This window comes from Photorhabdus africana (assembly GCF_035181445.1).
Taxonomy (GTDB): Bacteria; Pseudomonadota; Gammaproteobacteria; order Enterobacterales; family Enterobacteriaceae; genus Photorhabdus; species Photorhabdus laumondii.
Map to the genome: position 1 here is coordinate 120,629 of NZ_JAXBVE010000011.1, position 22,576 is coordinate 143,204.

The window sequence follows — 22,576 nt, forward strand, 5'->3', positions numbered from 1 at the left end:
AAATGGAATGCCTTATTCCGCAGCATAAAATAAATTATTTATTCCGTTGTCAGGAAAATTAATGTCAGGAAATTGTTAATTGGTTGTTATTGACGGGGCTGTAGCATCCCGTATCTGAATATTTTGAATTGATATCAGATGTGTCCGTTTTTATTTCTTGGGGGCAAGAAGTGAGAAAGAAATATTAGTGATGGTTGTCAGAGATGACAGTTTCCAAATTTCTAACAGATTCGTTGAGGTAGTAAATGAAAGATAGCATCGCCCAAGCGGGCAGTGATTTTAAAGCTGAACTCCTCTCTCAGACGTCAGAAAATATAACTAACGTAAATGACATTTTACCACCGAGTCAGAATGTAAAAAATATTCCCCAGACGTTGACATCCAGTGAATTATTTTGGTGCGAACGTCTTGCTGCTTTGCAACCCCTCCAATTACCTTTTGAAGCCGCCGGAGAGCAAGTAGAACCCAGTTGGGTAATCAGTGACTGGCAGCTCCCGTTGCCAAAAAACGGTGAAGAGGAACCATTACAAACGTTGTTGCAGGCATTCGTTATCTACCTTGCGCGTTTGACTCAGCAGACGATATTCCAAATCGGTTGGTGCGTGGATGGGGTAAACGATAAGTCGGCAGATTGGGCACCGGTGGTGCCAATGGTTGTTGAGATGGAGTTTGATAAGCCCTGGCATGAGGTAGCGAATTGGCTGGATGGTGAGCTAGCCCGGTTGGCCCGGCACCGCACATTTAGTCGAGATCTCCTCGCGCGCGCTCCTTCATTGTGGGCTATTCCGGCGTTGACAAACTACCGGCCGTGGCGAATTGCCGTTGCTGTCATAGCGGAGAATAGACCGTGTGATCAGGCGGCGCTGGGCGAATTGCTGACGCTCCAAATCAATGCGCAGGGCGGTTTTCGCTGGATCTACGATGAAAATCGCCTGAGTACGGAAGTGATTCTGCGCATGGGTGAACATTTACAGATGCTGGCAGCGTCAAAAAGGCAGGGAGAGGAAATGCCTATCTGGCAGCTTAATGTGTTATCTGAGGCTGAACGTACCTTATTACTGGAAACTTGGAACGCCACGGAAACCCCTTATCCTGACCCAGTCTGTATTCATCAATTATTCGAGCAACAGGCAGAACAAGCCCCGGACGCCACGGCGTTAGAATATCAAGAACAGACCCTCAGTTATGCGGAATTGAATACTCGTGCTAACCGGTTGGCTCATCACCTGATTGCGCTGGGCGTCACACCGGACCGGCGGGTAGCGATTTGTGTGGAACGCTCCCCGATGATGGTGGTGTCATTGTTGGCCGTGCTGAAAGCCGGTGGGGCTTATGTGCCGTTGGATTCAACTTATCCGCGGGAACGTCTGACATATATCCTGAGCGATAGTTCGCCGTCAGTGGTGCTGGTTGATGAAGTTGGCCGGGCGGCGCTGGGCGAACAGGCGCTGGTAGGCGTGACGGTACTTGATCCGAATATCCAACTTGACCAGCCCGACAGCAACCCGCAGATCCCGACGTTAACGCCACAGCATCTGGCCTATGTGATTTACACCTCCGGCTCAACCGGGCAGCCGAAAGGGGTGATGGTGGAACATCAGGCGATTTATCAACGTTATCTGGGTTTTAATGACACCTATGCCGTCACCGCACAAGACCGGCTATTGCAATTTGCCGCGTTTGCGTTTGATGTTTCAGTAGAAGATTTCTTCTCGTCATTATGCAACGGCGCCACACTGGTTATCCGGGATGATAGCTGGCTGGCTTCGATACCAGAATTTGTTGCCTTAACCCGACAATATCGTATTACGGTGATGTCACTGCCGACTTTATTCTGGTCTGAGCTGGCGGCTAGAGATAATGGATTACCGCTGCCGGATTGTCTCCGGCTCATCATCATTGGGGGTGAGGCGGTGAAAAAGAGTGCCATTCAGGACTGGTTTAGACAGGCGGGTCACCGTCCCCGGTTATTGAATGGTTATGGCCCGACGGAAAACACCGTGACGGTGACCTATAAGGATGTGTTGTCCCCAGAGGATGCCCGTTCTATCGGCAGACCGGCTAAAAATGCCCGTATCTACCTGTTGGACAAATATGGCGAACTGGTTCCCGCCGGTTGCGTGGGCGAGATGTATATTGGTGGCGTGGGGGTGGCACGAGGTTATCTCAACCGGCCCGCGTTGAGTGTGGAACGTTTTATGCTGGATACTTTTAGCCCGGTATCCGGTGAACGGATGTATCGTTCTGGGGATTTGGCCCGCTACCTGCCGGACGGTGACCTGGAATTTCTGGGCCGTAATGATGAGCAGGTTAAAATTCGCGGTTTTCGGATTGAACTGGGGGAAATTGAAACCCGATTGACGGAACACCCGGCGGTGCAAGAGGCGGCGGTGCTGGCACTGGATAGCGATCAGGGCAAACGGCTGGTGGCTTATGTGGAGGCGAAAGCGAATGAGCGATTGGCTGCTGATTTGCGTGAATACCTGAGTGCCATTTTACCTGACTATATGGTGCCCGCGGCCTTTGTACGTCTGGATACCTTCCCACAGACGCCGAGTGGCAAGTTAGATCGTCGGGCGTTGCCCGCGCCCGGGGAAGATGATTTTGCCCGTCAGATTTATGAAGCGCCACAAGGGAAGGCAGAGATCACTCTGGCGGCTATCTGGCGTGAGTTATTGGGTATTGAACAAATCAGCCGACATGACAGTTTCTTTGCGTTGGGCGGTCATTCCCTACTCGGCGTGCAGATGATTGAACGCCTGCGCCATCTGGGTTTGACACTGACGGCACGTGATCTGTTTCAGTCTCCGGTGCTGTCAGCATTGGCGCAAACGTTGGGACAGCATCAGGCTGTGATAGTCCCGCCTAACGTCATCACGCCGACAACCACGGCGCTGACGCCGGAGATGTTGCCGCTGATTGATTTAACTCAGACTGACATTGACCACATCGTCGAGCAAGTGCCGGGCGGGATAACCAATATTCAGGATATCTATGCGTTGTCGCCGTTGCAGGACGGTATCTTGTTCCACCATCTGCTAGAACAGGCGGGTGATCCCTATCTGGTGCTCTATCCGGTGGCTTTTGCTGACCGCTCTTTACTGGATCGTTATCTGGCGGCGGTACAACAGGCGGTTGATCGCCATGACATTTTGCGGACGGCGTTTATTTGGCAAGGATTATCCGTTCCGGCGCAGGTGGTCTGGCGTCGGGCACGGTTGCCTGTGACAGAACTGACATTAGATCCGGCGGATGGTCCAGTCATTGAGCAGCTAACCCGGCGCTTTGATCCCGTTCAATATCGTCTTGACTTGAGTCAGGCACCGTTACTGCATTTTGTTATCGCTCAGGAAACCGATGGCCGCTGGTTCTTACTGGAATTGCAGCATCACTTGATTGGCGACCATGAAACGATGGAAGTGATGCACCGTGAAGTGCAGGCCTATTTTGCCGGGCAAGGGGATCGCCTGCCTGCGCCAGTGCCGTTCCGTCATCTGGTGGCTGAGGCCCGGTTAGGGGTGAGTCAGGCAGCGCATACCCGTTTCTTCACCGATATGTTGGCGGCAGTGGATGAACCCACGTTGCCGTTCGGGCTGACGGGTGTGCATCGTGATGGATCTCAGAAGACCGAATCCCACCAGATGTTAGCGCCTGAGCTAAATAACCGTCTGCGTAGTCAGGCCCGGCGTTTGGGCGTCAGTCTGGCGGCGCTGTGTCATCTGGCTTGGGCGCAGGTATTATCGCGCACCAGCGGGCAGGAGAAAGTGGTGTTTGGTACTGTCCTGTTTGGGCGCATGGCCGTGGGGGAAGGGATGGGGCTGTTTATCAATACCTTGCCGCTGCGGCTGGATATCGATGAGACCCCGGTACGGGACAGTGTGCGGGAGGTGCATCTGCGACTGGCTGAGTTGTTGGAGCATGAGCATGCTCCGTTGGCGTTGGCTCAACGATGCAGTGGGGTTGACAGCGGTACGCCACTCTTTAGTGCCTTGTTGAACTATCGCCATAATGAGCCGCCGGGTCCTTTGGATGAAACGATGGCCGGGATTGAATTCTTAGGCGAACAGGAGCGAACTAACTATCCGTTTGTGTTGTCAGTGGAGGATTTTGGTGAATCTTTGGGGCTGACGGCTCAGGTCGTGCAACCGTTTGATCCTGAAAACCTCTGTGGTTATATGCAACAGGCACTGAGGAGTCTGGTGGAAGCGCTGGAGCAAGCCCCAGAAATGCCCGTTCGGGTATTGGACATCCTGCCGGAAGCGGAGCGTACCTTGTTGCTAGAAACGTGGAACGCCACGGAAACTGTCTATCCTGATCAGTTATGCGTCCATCAGTTGTTTGAACAGCAGGTGGAGAAAACCCCAGCGGCGACGGCACTGATAGCAGGCGATAAAACGCTAAGCTATACGGAATTGAATACCCGTGCTAACCGGCTGGCTCACCAGTTAATCGAACAAGGAGTTTGTTCCGGTGATCATATTGCGCTCCTGTTAGAGCGCTCGATAGAACTGGTGGTGGCCCAGTTGGCCATTCTCAAAGTCGGCGCCGTTTACGTACCGGTTGATCCCAGTATGCCGGATGAGCGGAAAAATTGGCTGATAAGTGATTGTTCCGCCCGGTTGCTGCTCACCGATACACAGGCTGATATTCTGGCTAACCTGACTGTTCCGCTGTTGCGTCTCTCGGATCAATCAGATACGGACGGAAGAGAGGAAGAGTGCCTCAACCCTGATTTGCCGTGTTCCAGCGCTGAGTTAGCGTACATCATGTACACCTCCGGTTCTACCGGTACACCCAAAGGGGTCTTGGTGCCGCATCGTGCGGTGGTCCGGCTGGTCATCAATAATGACTATGCTGAAATCGGACCGGATGACCGGGTTGCCTTTACGGCTAATCCGGCTTTCGATGCCAGTACATTTGAAGTCTGGGCACCGTTGCTCAGCGGCGGGGCGTTAGTGGTTATTGACCGCGCTACGTTATTAACACCACAGGAGTTAGTACCGGTTTTACAGGCTCACCACATCACAGTGCTGTGGCTAACTATCGGGTTATTTAACCGACTGGCACCAGAGTTATCTCCGGTTCTGCCGCAGATAAAGATCCTGATTTTCGGGGGAGATATCCCCGATTTACAGGTGATTGCTCAGGTTCTAAATAATCGCCCGCCCCAACAACTCTTGCAGGCTTATGGCCCCAGTGAGGGAACCACGTTTACCACCATGTATCCTATCGTGGCATTAACGCAGGGAGTGACGCGGATCCCCATTGGCCGACCGATAGCCAATACACGTATTTATCTGTTGAATGCTTACGGCCAGCCAGTACCGTTGGGGGTGACCGGAGAGATTTATGTGGGCGGAGACGGGGTGGCCTGTGGTTATCTCAATCGCCCTGACCAGACTGCGGAACGTTTCCTGATAGATCCATTTAGTGATCAACCGGATGCGCGTATGTACCGGACCGGGGATTTAGCCCGCTATCTGCCGGACGGTAATCTGGAATTTCTGGGTCGTAATGACCAACAGGTTAAAATTCGCGGCTTTCGGATTGAACCGGGGGAAATTGAGACGCGTCTGGTGGAGCATCCGGCGGTGCGTGAGGCGGCGGTGTTGGCGCTGGGTGATGGGCCGGATAAACGGCTGGTGGCCTATGTGGCGGCGGAAGCCCATGAGGGGCTGGCGATGACTCTGCGTGATCACCTGAGTGCCATTTTACCGGATTATATGGTGCCGTCAGCTTTTGTGCGTCTGGAGGCTTTCCCGTTAACCCCGAACGGTAAGCTGGATCGCCGGGCGTTACCGGCACCGGACGAAGAGGCGTTTGCCCGTCAGGTTTATGTTGCGCCACAAGGCGAGATGGAAATTGCGCTGGCGACGATTTGGCGTGAATTACTGGGGATTGAACAGGTCAGTCGGTATGACAGCTTTTTTGCGTTGGGCGGCCACTCGTTGCTGGCTGTGCGGATGGTTGAACACCTGCGTCACTTAGGTTTAACGCTGGCGGTGCGGGACCTGTTCCAGTCGCCAGTGTTGTTTGAATTGGCGCAAACATTGGGTCAGCACCCGATTATGGTGGTGCCCCCGAATGTGATTACGTCAGCAACGACGAAAATCACCCCGCAAATGTTGCCGCTGATTGATCTGACTCAGGCTGAGGTTGACCGTATCGTCGGGCAGGTGCCGGGTGGGATGACTAATATTCAGGATATCTATGCCCTGTCACCGTTGCAGGACGGTATTTTGTTCCACCACTTATTGGCAAACGAAGGTGATCCGTATCTGGTGGTCAGTCAAATGGCTTTTGCTGACCGGTCTCTGCTAGATCGTTATTTGGCGGCAGTGCAACAGGTGATTGATCGCCACGATATTCTGCGCACTGCCTTTATCTGGCAAGGGTTGTCAGTACCGGCGCAGGTAGTCTGGCGTCAAACGTCCTTATTAGTGACTGAATTGACGCTGGACCCGGTTGATGGGCTGGTTAGCGATCAACTGGCTCGACGTTTTGATCCTCGCCATTATCGTCTCGATTTGGGTCAGGCACCGCTGTTACGTTTTGTGGTGGCGCAGGAGACTGATGGTCGCTGGTTCTTACTTGAATTACAACATCACCTGATTGGTGACCATACCACAATGAAAGTGATGAACCGTGAAGTGCAGGCGTACCTTGCCGGGCAAGGGAATAGCCTGCCTGACCCGGCTCCTTTCCGCAATTTGGTGGCTCAAGCCCGGCTAGGAGTGAGTCAGGAAGCGCATATCCGCTTCTTTACTGACATGTTGGCGGAGGTGGATGAGCCCACGCTGCCGTTCGGGCTGGCAGATGTGCATCGTGATGGTTCTCAGGAGATAGCATCTCATCGGCTGCTGACAGCCAGCTTGAATGACCGTCTGCGTAGTCAGGCCCGGCGTTTGGGAGTCAGTCTGGCGGCATTGTGTCATCTGGCTTGGGCGCAGGTACTGTCGTGTACCAGTGGTCAGGAGAAAGTGGTGTTTGGCACTGTACTATTTGGGCGCATGGCGGCGGGAGAAGGGGCTGACAATGGTATGGGGCTGTTTATCAATACCCTGCCGTTACGGCTGGATATGGATGATACGCCGGTACGTGATAGTGTACAGGCCGTACATACCCGGCTGGCGGGATTGTTGGAACATGAGCATGCTTCACTGGCGTTGGCTCAGCGATGCAGTGGCGTTGCCAGCGGTACGCCACTTTTTAGTGCTTTAATGAACTATCGACATAATGATCAGCTTGATCCTTTGGATGAAACGATAGACGGGATTGAATTTCTGGGCGAACAGGAGAGCACTAACTATCCCTTTGGCATGTCGGTGGAGGACGATGGCGCCACGTTGGGGCTGATCGCTCATGTGGTGCAACCGTTTGATCCGGAAAGCTTGTGCCGTTATATGCAGCAGGCGCTGGAGAGTTTGGTAGAGGCCCTTGAGCAGGCTCCAGAGGCACCGGTACGAACATTGAATATCTTGCCTGAAACGGAACGCACATTGTTACTGGAAACATGGAATGCCACGGAGAGCCCGTATCCTGAGGCGTTATGTATTCATCAATTGTTTGAACAACAAGTAGAGAAAACCCCGCTGGCTACGGCACTGGTGTATCAAGAGCAGACGCTGAGTTATGCTGAATTAAATGCCTGCGCCAACCGCCTTGCTCATCAACTGATTGCGTTTGGCGTAACACCGGATCAGCCGGTCGCCATTTGCGTGGCTCGCTCCCCGACTATGGTGGTGGCATTGTTGGCGGTACTGAAAGCCGGTGGGGCCTATGTGCCGCTGGACCCAACTTACCCGGGGGAGCGTCTGACGTATATCCTGAATGATACTGCCCCATCAGTGGTATTGGCTGATGTGATCGGACAGGCCGCACTGGGCGACGAGGCGCTGGCCGGGTTGACGGTATTCGACCCGAATATCCAGCCTGACCTGCCGGATAGTAACCCGCAGGTCCCGGCGTTGACGCCACGGCACTTGGCTTACATCATTTATACTTCCGGTTCAACCGGGCAGCCGAAAGGGGTGATGGTAGAACATCAGGCGGTCTATCAACGTTATCTGGGTGTTAATGAACGCTATGCCGTCACCGAGCAAGACCGGGTGTTGCAATTTGCCGCTTTTGCGTTTGATGTTTCAGTGGAAGAGTGCTTCTCGTCATTATGCAACGGAGCCACGTTAGTTATTCGCGATGATAGCTGGTTGGCTTCAATGGCGGAATTTGTTGCCTTAGCCCGGCAAAACCGTATCACGGTTATGTTTCTGCCGACTTTGTTCTGGTCTGAACTGGCGGCCAGAGATAATGGGTTGCCGCTGCCGGATGGTCTCAGGCTGATCATCATTGGCAGTGAGGCGGTCAAAAAGAACGCCATTCAGGACTGGTTTACGCAGGAAACCTGCCAACTCCGGCTATTGAACGCTTATGGCCCGACGGAAAATACCGTGACGGCGACCTGTAAAGAAATATTATCCCCGGCAGATGATCGTTCTATCGGTCGGCCGATTAGGAATACTCGCGTCTACTTACTGGATAAAAACAGGCAACCCGTGCCATTGGGTTGCGTTGGAGAAATGTATATTGGTGGCGTGGGGGTGGCTCGGGGTTATCTGAACCGGCTGGCATTGAGCGAGGAACGTTTTATACCGGACTGCTTTAATCCGGTGCCTGATGCCCGGATGTATCGCACCGGAGATTTAGCGCGTTATCTGCCGGACGGTGAACTGGAATTCTTGGGGCGTAACGACCAACAGGTTAAAATTCGCGGCTTCCGGGTTGAGCTAGGGGAAATTGAAACCCGGCTGGTGGAACATCCGGCGGTACAAGAGGCGGCGGTACTGGCGCTGGATGACGGGCAGGACAAACGGCTGGTCGCCTATGTGGCGGCGGAAGCGAATGAGAGTTTGGCTGCCCGTTTGCGTGAATACCTGAGTACAGTTTTACCTGATTATATGATACCGGTGGCCTTTGTACGTCTGGATAGCTTCCCGCAGACGCCGAATGGCAAGCTAGATCGCCGAGCATTACCGGCACCGGGGGAGGCAGCGTTTGCTCGTCAAGTTTATGAAGCCCCGCAAGGCAAGATAGAAACGATGCTAGCGGCTGTCTGGTGTGAATTACTGGGCGTTGAGCAGATTAGTCGACATGACAGCTTCTTTGCGTTGGGCGGCCATTCACTGCTCGCCGTGCGCCTGATTGAACGATTGCGGCGTGTCGGTTTGGGGATATCGGTACAAACGCTATTTCAACACCCAACACTCTGTGTTCTGGCGCAGTCTCTGGTTCAGCATGATGAAATCCAGGTGCCTGACAACTGTATTACACCGGATACGACGGTACTGACACCGGCGATGTTGCCGCTGATCGATTTGACTCAGCCTGACATTGACCGCATTGTCGGGCAAGTCCCGGGCGGGATGGCGAATATTCAGGATATCTATGCGCTGTCGCCGTTGCAGGATGGCATTTTGTTTCACCATCTGCTGGAGAATGAAGGTGATACCTATCTGTTAATCAGCCAGATGGTTTTTGCTGACCGGGCGCTGTTGGATCGTTATTTGACGGCGATTCAACGGATAATTGATCGGCACGATATTCTGCGTACCGCCTTTATTTGGCAAGAATTGTCAGTGCCGACGCAGGTGGTCTGGCGTCAGGCCCCATTGTCAGTGACGGAACTGACGCTGAACCCGGCTGACGGTCCGGTCAGTGACCAGTTAACCCGGCGTTTTGATCCCGCTCACTATCGTCTTGACCTGAGTCAAGCCCCGTTACTGCGTTTTATTATCGCGCAGGAAACGGATGGTCGTTGGTTGTTACTGGAGTTGCATCATCACTTGATCGGTGACCATGAAACGATGGAAGTGATGCACCGCGAAGTTCAGGCGTATCTGATGGGTGAGGAGGAGAGTTTGCCAGTGCCGGTTCCTTTCCGCAATTTGGTGGCGCAGGCCCGGTTGGGGGTCAGTCAGGAAGAGCATACCCGCTTCTTTACCGAGATGCTGGCGGCGGTGGATGAACCCACGTTGCCGTTTGGATTGACGGAGGTACATCGTGACGGTTCGCAGGTGACGGAATTCCACCGGATGCTGACGAGCACGCTGAATGACCGTTTGCGTAGTCAGGCCCGATGTTTGGGTGTCAGTCTGGCGGCGCTGTGTCATCTGGCTTGGGCACAGGTGTTGTCTTGTACCAGTGGCCAGCAGAGTGTCGTGTTTGGGACGGTGCTGTTTGGGCGTATGCAGGCGGGGGAGGGTGTTGACAATGGCATGGGGTTGTTTATCAATACCTTGCCGTTGCGGCTGGATATCGATGAGACCCCGGTACGGGACAGTGTGCAGGCCGCCCATACCCGACTCGCCGGATTATTGGCGCATGAGCATGCTTCATTGGCACTGGCTCAGCGTTGCAGTAGGGTTGCCAGCGGTACGCCACTCTTTAGTGCGCTGTTGAACTATCGGCACAATGCTTTGTCCACAACGTCAGATGAACTGATCAGTGGTATTGAATTTCTTGACGCACAGGAGCGAACCAACTACCCATTTGTGCTGTCGGTGGAGGATTTTGGTGAATCTTTGGGGCTGACGGCTCAGGTCGTGCAACCGTTTGATCCGGAAAGCCTATGCGCTTATATGCAACAGGCGCTGGAGAGTCTGGTAGAGGCTTTGGAGCAAACGCCGGAGACACCGATACGGGCCTTGAATATCCTACCCGAAACGGAACGCACGCTGTTACTGGAAACCTGGAACGCCACGGAAACCGTCTATCCTGATGCGTTATGTATTCATCAATTGTTTGAGCAGCAAGTGGAGAGAACCCCAGAGGCGACGGCGTTGATAGCGGGCGATAAAACCCTAAGTTATATGGAACTGAATACGTGTGCTAACCGGTTGGCTTATCAGCTAATCGAACAGGGGATTCGTCCGGGTGACCATGTTGCGCTCCTGTTAGAACGATCGATAGAACTGGTGGTGGCCCAATTGGCTATTCTCAAAGCTGGCGCTGTTTACGTGCCGGTTGATCCCAGTATGCCGGATGAGCGGAAACATTGGCTGATAAGTGATTGTTCCGCTCGGTTGCTGCTCACTGATACACGGGCTGATATTCCGGCTAACTTGACGATTCCGCTGTTGCGTCTCTCGGATAAGAAAAGTGCGAACAGCGAGCAAGATCATGTCAACCCTAATTTGCCGCGTTCCAGCGCCGAATTAGCGTATATCATGTACACCTCCGGCTCTACCGGCACACCCAAAGGGGTTTTGGTACAACATCGTGCGATGGTCCGGCTGGTCATCAATAATGGCTATGCCAACATCGGACCGGAGGATCGAGTTGCCTTTACCGCTAATCCGGCTTTCGATGCCAGCACGTTTGAAGTTTGGGCACCGTTGCTCAATGGTGGTGCTTTAGTGGTTATCGACCGCGCCACCTTATTGACACCGCAGGAGTTAGTGCTGACTTTACAGGAGCACCGCATCACAGTGCTGTGGCTGACGATCGGGTTGTTTAACCGGCTGGCAGCAGAGTTATCTCCCATTCTTCCGCAAATTAAGATTCTGATTTTCGGGGGAGATATACCCGATTTAAAGGTGATTGCTCAAGTTCTGGATAATCGTCCGCCACAACAACTTTTGCAAGCCTATGGTCCGAGTGAAGGGACCACCTTTACCACCATGTATCCTATCGAGGTGTTACCGCAAGGAGCGAGCCGGATACCTATTGGTCGGCCGATAGCGAATACGCGTGTTTATCTGCTGGATGTTTATGGTCAGCCGGTACCTCCGGGGGTGATCGGTGAGATTTATGTCGGTGGTGATGGGGTCGCCCAAGGTTATCTTAATCGCCCTGAGTTAACCGCCGAACGTTTCCTTGTCGATCCATTCAGTGATGACCCGGATGCGCGCATGTACCGAACCGGGGATTTGGCTCGCTATTTGCCGGACGGTAATCTGGAGTTCATGGGCCGTAATGACCAGCAGGTTAAAATTCGAGGCTTTCGGATTGAACCGGGGGAAATTGAGGCGCGTCTGGTAGAGCACTCGGCGGTGCGTGAAGCGGCTGTGGTGGCGTTAGGTGATGGGTCCGACAAACGGCTGGTGGCTTATGTGGTGGCACTCGCGGATGACGGGCTGGTGAATAGCTTGCGTACTCACCTGAGTAAAATTCTGCCTGATTATATGGTGCCGTCAGCCTTTGTGCGTCTGGATGCGTTTCCGTTGACGCCGAACGGTAAGCTGGATCGTCGGGCGCTACCGGCTCCAGACAGTGAAGCGGTTGCCCGTCAGGTTTTCGTAGCGCCACAAGGCGAAACAGAAATGACGCTAGCGGCGATTTGGCGTGAATTACTGGGGATTGAACAGGTTAGTCGATATGACAGTTTCTTTGCGTTGGGCGGCCATTCACTGCTCGCGGTACGCATGATTGAACGCTTGCGTCATTTGGGGTTGACATTGGCGGCGCGTGATCTGTTCCAGTCGCCGGTGCTGTCAGATCTGGCCCAAACATTGGGACAGCATCAGGCCGTCATCGTGCCGACTAACGTCATCACCCCGGTCACCACGGCGTTGACACCGGAAATGTTGCCGCTGATTGATCTAACCCAGTCAGAGATTGACCGCATCGTCGGACAGGTACCGGGCGGGATAGCGAATATTCAGGATATCTATGCCTTGTCGCCATTGCAGGACGGTATTTTGTTCCACCACCTACTGGCAAACAAAGGGGACCCCTATTTATTAACCGGTCAGATGGTCTTTACTGAGCGGACTCTGCTGGACCGTTATCTGGCGGCGGTGCAACAGGTGGTAAATAGACACGATATCCTGCGTACTGCTTTTATCTGGCAAGGGCTGTCAGTGCCCGCCCAAGTAGTTTGGCGTCAGGCATCCTTGTCGGTGACTGAATTGACACTGAACCCAGCCGATGGACCGGTTAGCGGACAATTGGCTGAGCGTTTTGATCCCCGTCACCATCGTCTAGACTTGGGAGAAGCACCGTTATTGCGCTTTATAGTGGCACAGGAGACTGATGGCCGTTGGATTGTACTGCAATTGCTGCATCATCTGATTGGCGACCATACCACGCTGGACGTGATGAATCGTGAAGTACAGGCTTATCTAGACGGACAGGAGGAGAGCCTGCCAACACCGACACCTTTCCGCAATTTGGTCGCGCAGGCCCGGCTGGGGGTGAGTCAGGATGCACATATCCGCTTCTTTACCGAAATGCTGGCGGAGGTGGATGAACCCACATTGCCGTTCGGATTGACGGAGGTGCATCGTGATGGTTCCCAAGTGACGGAATCGCAGCGAATGTTGGCACCTGAGCTGAATGACCGTCTACGCAGTCAAGCCCGGCGTTTGGGGGTCAGTTTGGCGGCTTTATGTCATCTGGCTTGGGCGCAGGTGTTGTCGCGTACCAGCGGACAGGAACAGGTGGTGTTCGGTACCGTAATATTTGGGCGCATGGCGGTAGGGAAAGGGGTTGACAGCGGCATGGGGCTGTTTATCAATACCTTGCCGTTGCGGCTGGATATGGATGATACGCCGGTGCGAGAGAGTGTACAGGCAGTACATCGTCAGTTAGCGGGATTGTTGGAACATGAGCATGCCTCACTGGCGCTGGCCCAACGTTGTAGTGGTGTGCAGGATGGCATTCCACTGTTTAGTGCCCTGTTGAACTACCGACATAATGATCAGCCAGATCCTTTGGATGAAACGATGGACGGCATTGAATTCCTTGGTGCGCAGGAGTTTACCAACTATCCGTTTGCCTTGTCGGTGGAGGATTTTAGTGACGCACTAGGGCTAACTGCTCAAGTTATCCAACCGTTTGAGCCGGAACGGGTATGTGGCTATATGCAACAGGCATTGGAGAGCTTGGTAGAGGCATTGGAACAGGCCCCGGAAACGCCGGTACGGACATTGAACATCCTACCTGAAATTGAAAGTACGTTGATGCTGAAAACGTGGAATGCGACGGAAACGGCGTATCTTGAACCGTCGTTATGTATTCATCAATTGTTTGAACAACAGGTGGAGCAAACCCCTGACGCTACAGCGTTAGTGTATGAGGAGCAAACTTTCAGTTATGTCGAATTAAATGCTCGCGCTAACCGGCTGGCCCATCAGCTCATTGCGCTAGGTGTAGAACCGGACCAGCGGGTGGCGATTTGCGTGGCGCGTTCACCGGCGATGGTGGTGGGATTGTTGGCGGTGCTGAAAGCTGGCGCGGCTTATGTGCCGTTAGATCCAGATTATCCGGGTGAACGTCTATCACATATTTTGACTGATGTTTCACCGGTTATTTTATTGGCTGATGCTGTCGGGCGTACAGTGTTGGGCGGGAATGTACTTACCGGGCTGACAGTATTTGATCCGAATACATTACCTAATCAGCCAGATAGCAATCCACAGATACCTGAATTAACCTCACGGCATCTGGCGTATGTGATTTACACCTCCGGCTCGACCGGCACACCGAAGGGCGTGATGGTTGAACATAGGCAACTGGTCAGTCAAATTACTTCGCTGAACATAAAGTGGTCGCTTAACGTATCTGACCGTCTATTGCAATTTTGCAACCCTTCTTTTGACGTTTGTGCATCAGAAATATTTTGCGCAATAACACAGGGGGCACAATTAGTCTTAAGGACAAATCAGTGGCTCTTGAGTGCGCAGGCGTTTTGGCGTCTGTGCGAGTCTTATAAAATTACCTACATTGCGATACCGGCCCAATTCTGGCGGATAATATCAAATGTTAATAAAGGCGATATCTATCAGGGCTTAAGGATTATTTGCATTGGTGGGGAAGCGATACCTGATCATGAGTTACAACGTTGGCTAGCGACTCACGGTGAATACCCTGTTCTGGCGAATTGCTACGGTCCTACAGAAGCCACGATTACCACGACGACATCCTGCCTAAACGAGGGGATGGGGCAGGCCAATATCATAGGCCGTCCGCTACCGAATACATGCGTTTACCTGCTCGACGTTCAGGGGCAGCCAGTACCGTTAGGCGTCGAGGGGGAATTGTATATTGGGGGCGTTGGTGTCGCACGGGGTTATTTCAATCGTGCTGAACTGACTGCGGAATACTTCCTGACTGATCCGTTTAGCGATAATCCAAATGCACGGATGTATCGAACCGGGGATTTGGTTCGCTACTTGCCGGATGGCAATCTGGAATTCTTGGGACGTAATGATCATCAGGTGAAAATTCGGGGTTTCCGGGTTGAGCCGGGTGAAATTGAGGCCCGGTTGGTGGAACATCCTGCGGTAAGTCAATCTGTGGTGCTGGCGTTGGGTGAAGGGCAGGACAAACGCTTGGTGGCTTATGTGGTGGCGCAAGCGGATGAGAGGTTGGCGAATAGCCTGCGTACCCACCTGAGTGCCATTTTACCTGACTATATGGTGCCGTCAGCCTTTGTGCGTTTGGATGCCTTTCCATTGACACCGAACGGTAAGTTGGATCGCCGTGCGTTACCGGAGCCGGACAATGAAGCGTTTGCTCGTCAGGCTTATGAAGCGCCACAAGGCGAAACGGAAATCGTATTAGCCGCGATTTGGTGTGAATTGCTAGGGATTGAGCAGGTTAGCCGGTATGACAATTTCTTCGCGTTGGGCGGCCACTCACTGCTTGCCATGCGAATGATGAATCTTGCCGCCGGTCGGGGTTTGATTTTTACATTGAATGTTTTGTTCCAATTCCCGGTGCTGTCCGAATTGGCCTCTAAAATCACCTCGGATTTATTGTCTCAGCCGCGAAGCAGCGCTATATCGGTGCGACTTGGCGGAACAGGATTGCCACTGTTCTTTGTTCCTAGTGGCATGGGTGATTATTCTTATGTCTTCGGGCTGGCTCAACATATCCCGTCGGGCTATCCGATTTATGCGCTGCCTTGGCCATCCATCAATGAAGAACCAATGTTAACGATGGAAGAGCAGGCAGCCAGAATGATCACCTTGATGAAAGTGGTACAACCGGTAGGCCCGTATCGGATAAGTGGCTACTCTTCCGGCGGGATATTGGCTTATGCCATCGTCCAACGGCTTTTGAGTGCTGGTGAGCGAGTCAATTTCTTGGGGTTGATTGATACGCCTGCGCCGCATTATTTTGGAAAAGAGGCCATGCAATCCAAACATCATTTCCTGACTGAGTTGGCCCGGCAGTCAGGGGAGGCGTGCAAAGAAGAGATTGCGGCGTTGTACCGCCAAATTGATGAGTTGAATTTGGTGCAGTTTATTACAGCAGCACAAGAATTGGCGTTATATCCCGCAAATCTGCGTGCTGATGTGATCGCAAAGCATTGGCGGCAGATCGAACGTTACACGCAAATAGTTGCGGATTATGAGCCGCCATCATTAGTAATAACGTTGCATCAGTTCTATGCAGTAGAACCTTCTCCTGCTGCTTCTTTTGTGACGGATGAAAAGCCGGAACCCGTAAATATAGAGCCGTCGTTAGGTTGGGAACGGGTCATGCCCGATACTTCACTTAAGTTGATTGCTATTCCGGGTAACCATTTTAGTTTATTGGAAAATAATGAAAATAAAGCCGCTTTAGCTCAGATTTTGAATAGGGTGTTGGCGATCAGTGGCGATGAGGAGGTGTAATACTGATATAGTTAAGGAGTATTGAATCATTTAACCTTGATCTGATAATCCGGTATATACCTTATGGATTTCAAGGTGCATCGCGACGGCAAGGGAGCAAATCCCCGGGAGCATAGATGACTATGTGACCGGGGTGAGCGAGTGCAGCCAACAAAGAGGCAACTTGAAAGATGACGGGCATATATTGTTTATACCGGATTGTTTCATAACATAGCCTGTTCTGCCAATTGAGCTAAAAGCAACCCTCTAATATAATCAGAAAAGGTAATGTCCCATCACGAATTTACGACGATATTCACTTTTCAATTGATTTCATTCTGAAATAAAACATAATAAATGTGACTTACATCACATAATTAAAACAAAAAAATAAAATTAATTTGAAATTATTAATGTTGATTATTAAATGATTAATATTAATCTATTTTTTATACAATTCTGTCATAAAATAATCACATTGGCCTGTTTTTTGCTTTGTCATATAACCTCTTGTTTTTGCTGCTATCTTAACCAACCCTCTATTTTAGTTGCCCGGTTGATAATCAACCACAAATATTGATCGCTAAGTTAAATTCGTGGTTAATGCTGTTTCGACATTGTGGAATAGAAAGTCAATGAAAAGCAGTATTTTAGTCTTAACGGTTTTTTATAGCGTAGTCTCAGGCAGTCAAGCCGCCGATATCGCAGATCAACAACTCATTCATCAACAGGCCCGCCAGCAAGCCTTGGAAGCGCAATTAGCCCCGCCGCCCGCGGAGGTTCACCTGTCTGTACCGGAAACCGCCGGTTTCCAAACTTCCCCCGTCACGGCCGGATTCAACCTGTATTGGCAGTATTAATTCAAATAACAAAGCTGCCGGTGGGTAGTGTTGTGTGGAGCAAACGTCATGAACAAGCAGTTATATCGTATTGTCTTTAATCAGGCCCGCCAGATGTGGATGGTGGTGGCCGAGATAGCGCGGGCCGGACGGGGACGAACCGGACGCCGCGCACGTCGCTCCGCTTCACCGCAGCGTTGTTGCCGGCTGACTGCGCTACGGTTTGGGTTGTTATGCGCTCTTGGCGGAATTTCGCTTACCGCACAGGCGGCGATTGTGGCCGATGGACAGGCGCCGGGGCGCCAGCAACCGACGATCATTCGCAGCGCCAACGGCACGCCGCAGGTCAATATCCAAACACCGGGCGCCGACGGGGTTTCTCACAACCGTTATCGCCAGTTTGATGTGGATAAACAGGGGGTTATCCTCAATAACAGCCATCAGGTCACTCAGACACAATTGGGCGGCATGGTGGCCGGTAATCCGTGGTTAGCCAAAGGGGATGCCAGCATTATCCTCAACGAAGTCAACAGCCATAACCGCAGTCATCTCAATGGCTGGATTGAAGTGGCCGGGCATAAAGCCGAGGTGATTATTGCCAATCCTTCGGGCATCACCTGTAACGGTTGCGGCTTTATTAATGCGCATCGCACCACGCTCACCACCGGGCAAGCCCTGATGGAACGGGGCCGACTGAAAGGGTTTGATGTCAATCAGGGGGACGTGCGGATTGACGGGCGCGGCATGGACAGCACACAGCAAAGTTACACCGATATTATCGCCCGTTCCGTGGCGATTAACGCCAAATTACATGCGCAAGACCTGAAAGTGACCACCGGGCGCAATATTGTGGATGCGACGCATCAGCAGAGGGAGAAAAAATCGATTGACGATGAACAGCACCCGGCGTTTGCGTTGGATGTGGCGGCGCTGGGCGGCATGTATGCCCATAAAATCAGGCTGATAGGCACCGAAACGGGGGTGGGCGTGCATAATGCCGGTAATATCGGCGCGTCTGCCGGGGAGGTCCATATCACCGCTGAGGGCTGGGTAGAGAACCGCGGCACCATTAGTGGCCGTGACGCCCTGCAATTAACGGCTTCCTCGGGTATCTCGAATACGGGCAAATTGCTGTCACAATCGGCGGTAAATTTACAGACCAAGGGAGCACTGCGCAATCAGGGCCGGGTGGAAGCCCGCGGCGATACCACCGTCACTGCCGACACGATACACAGCAGCCATGACAGCGTATGGGCTGCGGGGCTGGATGATAACGGCAACACCACCCGCCCCGGCTCATTGACTCTGACCGCGCAGCACGTTCAGGCTAAGGGCAAAAATCTGGCCGCCGATACGCTGGCTATCCACAGTCAGCGGATTGACCTGAGCGACAGCCAGACCGCAGCCGGTCAGATTCAACTGACTGCCGGTCAATCGGGCATCAATACCGCTCGTGCCAGCGTCAATGCCGACCGTTTGACCGCGAAAACCCCGGGCCAGTTTAACAACGACGGCGGCCAGTTAGTGGCGCGGGCAATCCATCTGACGACGCCTGATATCTCTAACCTGAAAGGAGAAATTAACCAGACCGGGACCGGTGAACTGATGCTCCATACCCGCACCCTGAATAATCGTGAAGGGATGGTGTTCAATCAGGGGAAGCTGACGCTCACTACTGACCAGCTCGATAACCATCAGGGCACTATTGCCAGTCAGGGCGAGGACCTGCATCTGACCGCGCATCAGGCCGATAACAACCAGGGGACGGTGCAGTTGGCCGGTCAGGGGCAATTATCGCTCAATACCCAACGGTGGCTGGGTGATAAGGGCAAACTGCTGACCAATGGCGCCCTGACGATACAGGCCGGTGAACTGCAACTCAACCACGCTGAAACTCAGGCCGGGCAGATAACCGTCAACGCCGACACCCTGAGCCATCAAGGCGGTGTGATGCAACAACAGGGCAAAGACACTCTGTCCCTTACCACCCGGCGACTGGATAACCAAAGCGGCACTATTGCGGGCAACGGCAACCTGAACCTTGAAGCAACGACGGTGGATAATCGTCACGGCAACATCGTGGCCGCCGACCAAGGTTCGTTGAAACTGGCAGTTAAAGACACGCTGGACAATCAGGCGGGCCGACTGGAAGCGGGCAATGCGCTCCAGCTCAGTGCTGCCCAACTGAATAATGGTCAGGGGAACATTGTTGCCACCGGGGACAGCGCCACCCTCACCGTTGGCAAAACTATTCAAAACGCTCACGGTCATCTTGAAGCCAAAACCCGACTGACCACCACCAGCCAGACCCTGAATAACACGCAGGGGGTGTTGCTGGCGCAAAACATTGACAGCCAGACCACAGGCCATCCTTTCACCAATACCGCGGGACAGGTGATAGCCGAAGACACCCTGACGGTCAACAGCGGTCATCTGGACAACACCGCGGGGTTATTACAGGCTGGCCGCGAGATGTCTATTGATACTCATGGTCACGAGCTCACCAATACCCGTGATGCCAACCAAAAAGCGGGCCGGTTGTTAAGCGGCGGACACTTAACTTTGCACACCGGCGCTGTTGATAACATTGGCGGCATAATCGCGGCGGACGGCAAAACCGTGCTGACCAGCACTGCGCTTAATAATACTCAGGGCCAGATTGCCGGAAATGGCGGGCTGGACATTCACAGCCGACAACTGACCAACCGCGAGGGCACTTTACAATCCGCCGACGCCCTGACTCTGGATACCGACGGGCAGTTACTGGATAACCAGCAGGGCCAGATTATTGGAGAAGGAAAAACCACCGTCACCAGCGGCCCACTGGACAATCGCCACGGTCATCTGCAAGGCGGACAGGTGGTTATCGATACCCGACACGCCGCGCTGGATAATCGGGATGGCAAATTGTTATCCACGGACACCTTCACCCTGAATACTCACCAGCTCGACAATCGTCATGGGCAGGTGCAGGCGGTGGGCAACACCGTGTTGAATGTTAAGACCCAAACCGATAACACCGGTGGCCTTATCCGTGGCGGTCAGCAATTGACCCTGAACACCGCTCGCCTGATTAACCGCGAGACGGCGCACACGGATAACGGGCTGGAAGCGCAAAACCTGACGGTAAACGCCCAACAGGTGGACAACAGTCAGGGCGCTTTACGGGCGGCCAACCACTTGCAGGCGAACATCAGCCAGACTCTGGAGAATGAACAAGGGCTGGTCTCCGCAGGTAAACAGCTCACGGTCAAAAGCGAGGCTCAGCAACCGAATCTGGTGATTAACAACCGGCAAGGCACGCTGATTGCCGGGGAACAGGCCACGATTAACGCACATGGCCTGAGTGGGGACGGCCAACTGTTATCACAGGGCGATATGGCGGTCACCTTAACTGAGGATTTTCACCATACCGGCAACACCGCGGCCAATGGCAATCTGACCCTGAAAACGACCGGCAATCTTATCAATGACCGCCAGATAAAAGCCGGTCAGGCGCTGCATCTTGACGCACACCATCTCACCAATAACGCCTCCGGTGAAATCAGCGCCAAACAAACGCAAATCCAGGTTCACGATACGCTGAACAATACCGGGCTGATTGACGGCGGCTTAACCCATCTCACGGCCAACACTCTGAACAACACCGGCACCGGGCGCATTTACGGTGACCAGCTCGCCCTCCAGACGGGCACGTTGAATAACACCGCCCAGAACGGCAAAGCCGCGGTGATTGCGGCGCGTGACCGGCTGGATATTGGCACCGGCACACTGAACAACAGTGACCATGCCCAGATTTACAGCGTGGGCGACCTGCACATCGGCGGCCGGTTGGATAATACCCTGACGGCCACCGGTCAAGCCGGTGAACTCAATAACCACGCCGCGACGATTGAAGCCGGGAACAACCTGAATATTAATGCTGACCGGATTAACAACACCAATGCCGGGTTAGTGACTCAGGTCGTTGAAACGGAAAAGTCTCAGCATCACGATGCCGTACTGAGCGGCCAGACCACCCGCTATGACTGGTCGCAGGTGGACACTTCCCGCCACAATAAATACGGCGTGCACGATGCCATCATGCCGGACGGCAGCGGCAGTAATGATTTTTACGAATATCAGTACACCCGGACTGTCAGGGAAACTCAGGTCAAACAGAGTGACCCCGGTAAAATTCTGGCCGGCGGCAATATGACGCTCAACAGTGCGCAGGTCACCAATCACGACAGCCAAATTATCGCCGGCGGGGCGTTGGACGGGGTGATAGGCGAACTGCACAATATCGCTACTCAGGGGGAACGGATTACCACCGATACCGGCAGTCAGACTCACTGGTATGCGAAAAAGAAACGACTGAAGCCCCGATTCCGTGGTACCAAAACCTCACAAGGAAAAAGCCGCAGTCGTTATAGCCCCGCGCCAGTGATAGAAACCCTCGACCTGAAAACGCTGGCCTGGCAGGCGCATACCCGTCCACAGGGTACCGATATCACGATTACAGACCGACAGACCGGTCAAATCCATTCTGCCCCCACGGCGGTCACACCGGTGAACGGTATCAACAACCAGCCGCTGGTGCTGCCTCCCGGTCAGCCGTTTGAACTGAGTTTGCCCCCGGAAATCGTCAAAGGACAAACAGTCGACCCGGTGATACGCGTGGTGACGCCCGATACGCGTTTGCCGAATAACAGCCTGTATACCGTGCAACCGGGCAGTGACAGCCACTATCTGGTCGAGACCGACCCGAAATTCACCCAGTATAAGCAGTGGCTGGGCTCGGACTATATGCGGCAACAACTCACTCACGACCCGGCGCTGGTCCACAAACGATTAGGCGACGGGTTCTATGAACAGCGTTTGGTGCGGGACCAAATCACCCAGTTGACCGGCCGGCGCTATCTGCCCGGCTACAATAACGACGAAGCGCAATTTAAAGCGCTGATGGATGCCGGCGTTGCCTTTGGCAAACAGCAACAATTGACGCCGGGTGTCGCGCTGAGTCCGGCGCAGATGGCGCTGCTAACCTCGGACATTATCTGGCTGACTAACCAAACCGTGACCCTGCCGGATGGCACTACCGAGGTGGTCACTGTGCCGCAGGTTTATGCGCGCGTCCGTCAGGGCGACCTGCGCAGT

The 22,576-nt window shown here is 53.3% G+C and carries 3 protein-coding genes; all 3 read left to right on the top strand.

Features of this window, described 5'->3' with window-relative positions; all coding sequences use genetic code 11:
• Window positions 1-245: 245 nt before the first annotated feature.
• Window positions 246-16,619: a non-ribosomal peptide synthetase gene (locus tag SLS51_RS08965; protein ID WP_323837506.1), complete on the top strand. Its 16,374-nt coding sequence runs from the start codon at window positions 246-248 to the stop codon at window positions 16,617-16,619.
• A gap of 614 nt (window positions 16,620-17,233) precedes the next feature.
• Window positions 17,234-17,458 (top strand): hemolysin secretion/activation protein, encoded by a 225-nt coding sequence (locus SLS51_RS08970; protein ID WP_439126857.1) that lies wholly within the window; start codon window positions 17,234-17,236, stop codon window positions 17,456-17,458.
• Between the two features lie 48 nt (window positions 17,459-17,506).
• Window positions 17,507-22,576, top strand: a 5,070-nt coding sequence (locus SLS51_RS08975) for a two-partner secretion domain-containing protein (protein ID WP_323837508.1), incomplete at its 3' end; no start/stop codon positions are given.

Excerpts from the sequence above, each read along its gene's own strand:
- SLS51_RS08970 (WP_439126857.1), top strand. The coding sequence starts at position 17,234 with ATGAAAAGCAGTATTTTAGTCTTAACGGTTTTTTATAGCGTAGTCTCA.
- SLS51_RS08965 (WP_323837506.1), top strand. The coding sequence starts at position 246 with ATGAAAGATAGCATCGCCCAAGCGGGCAGTGATTTTAAAGCTGAACTC.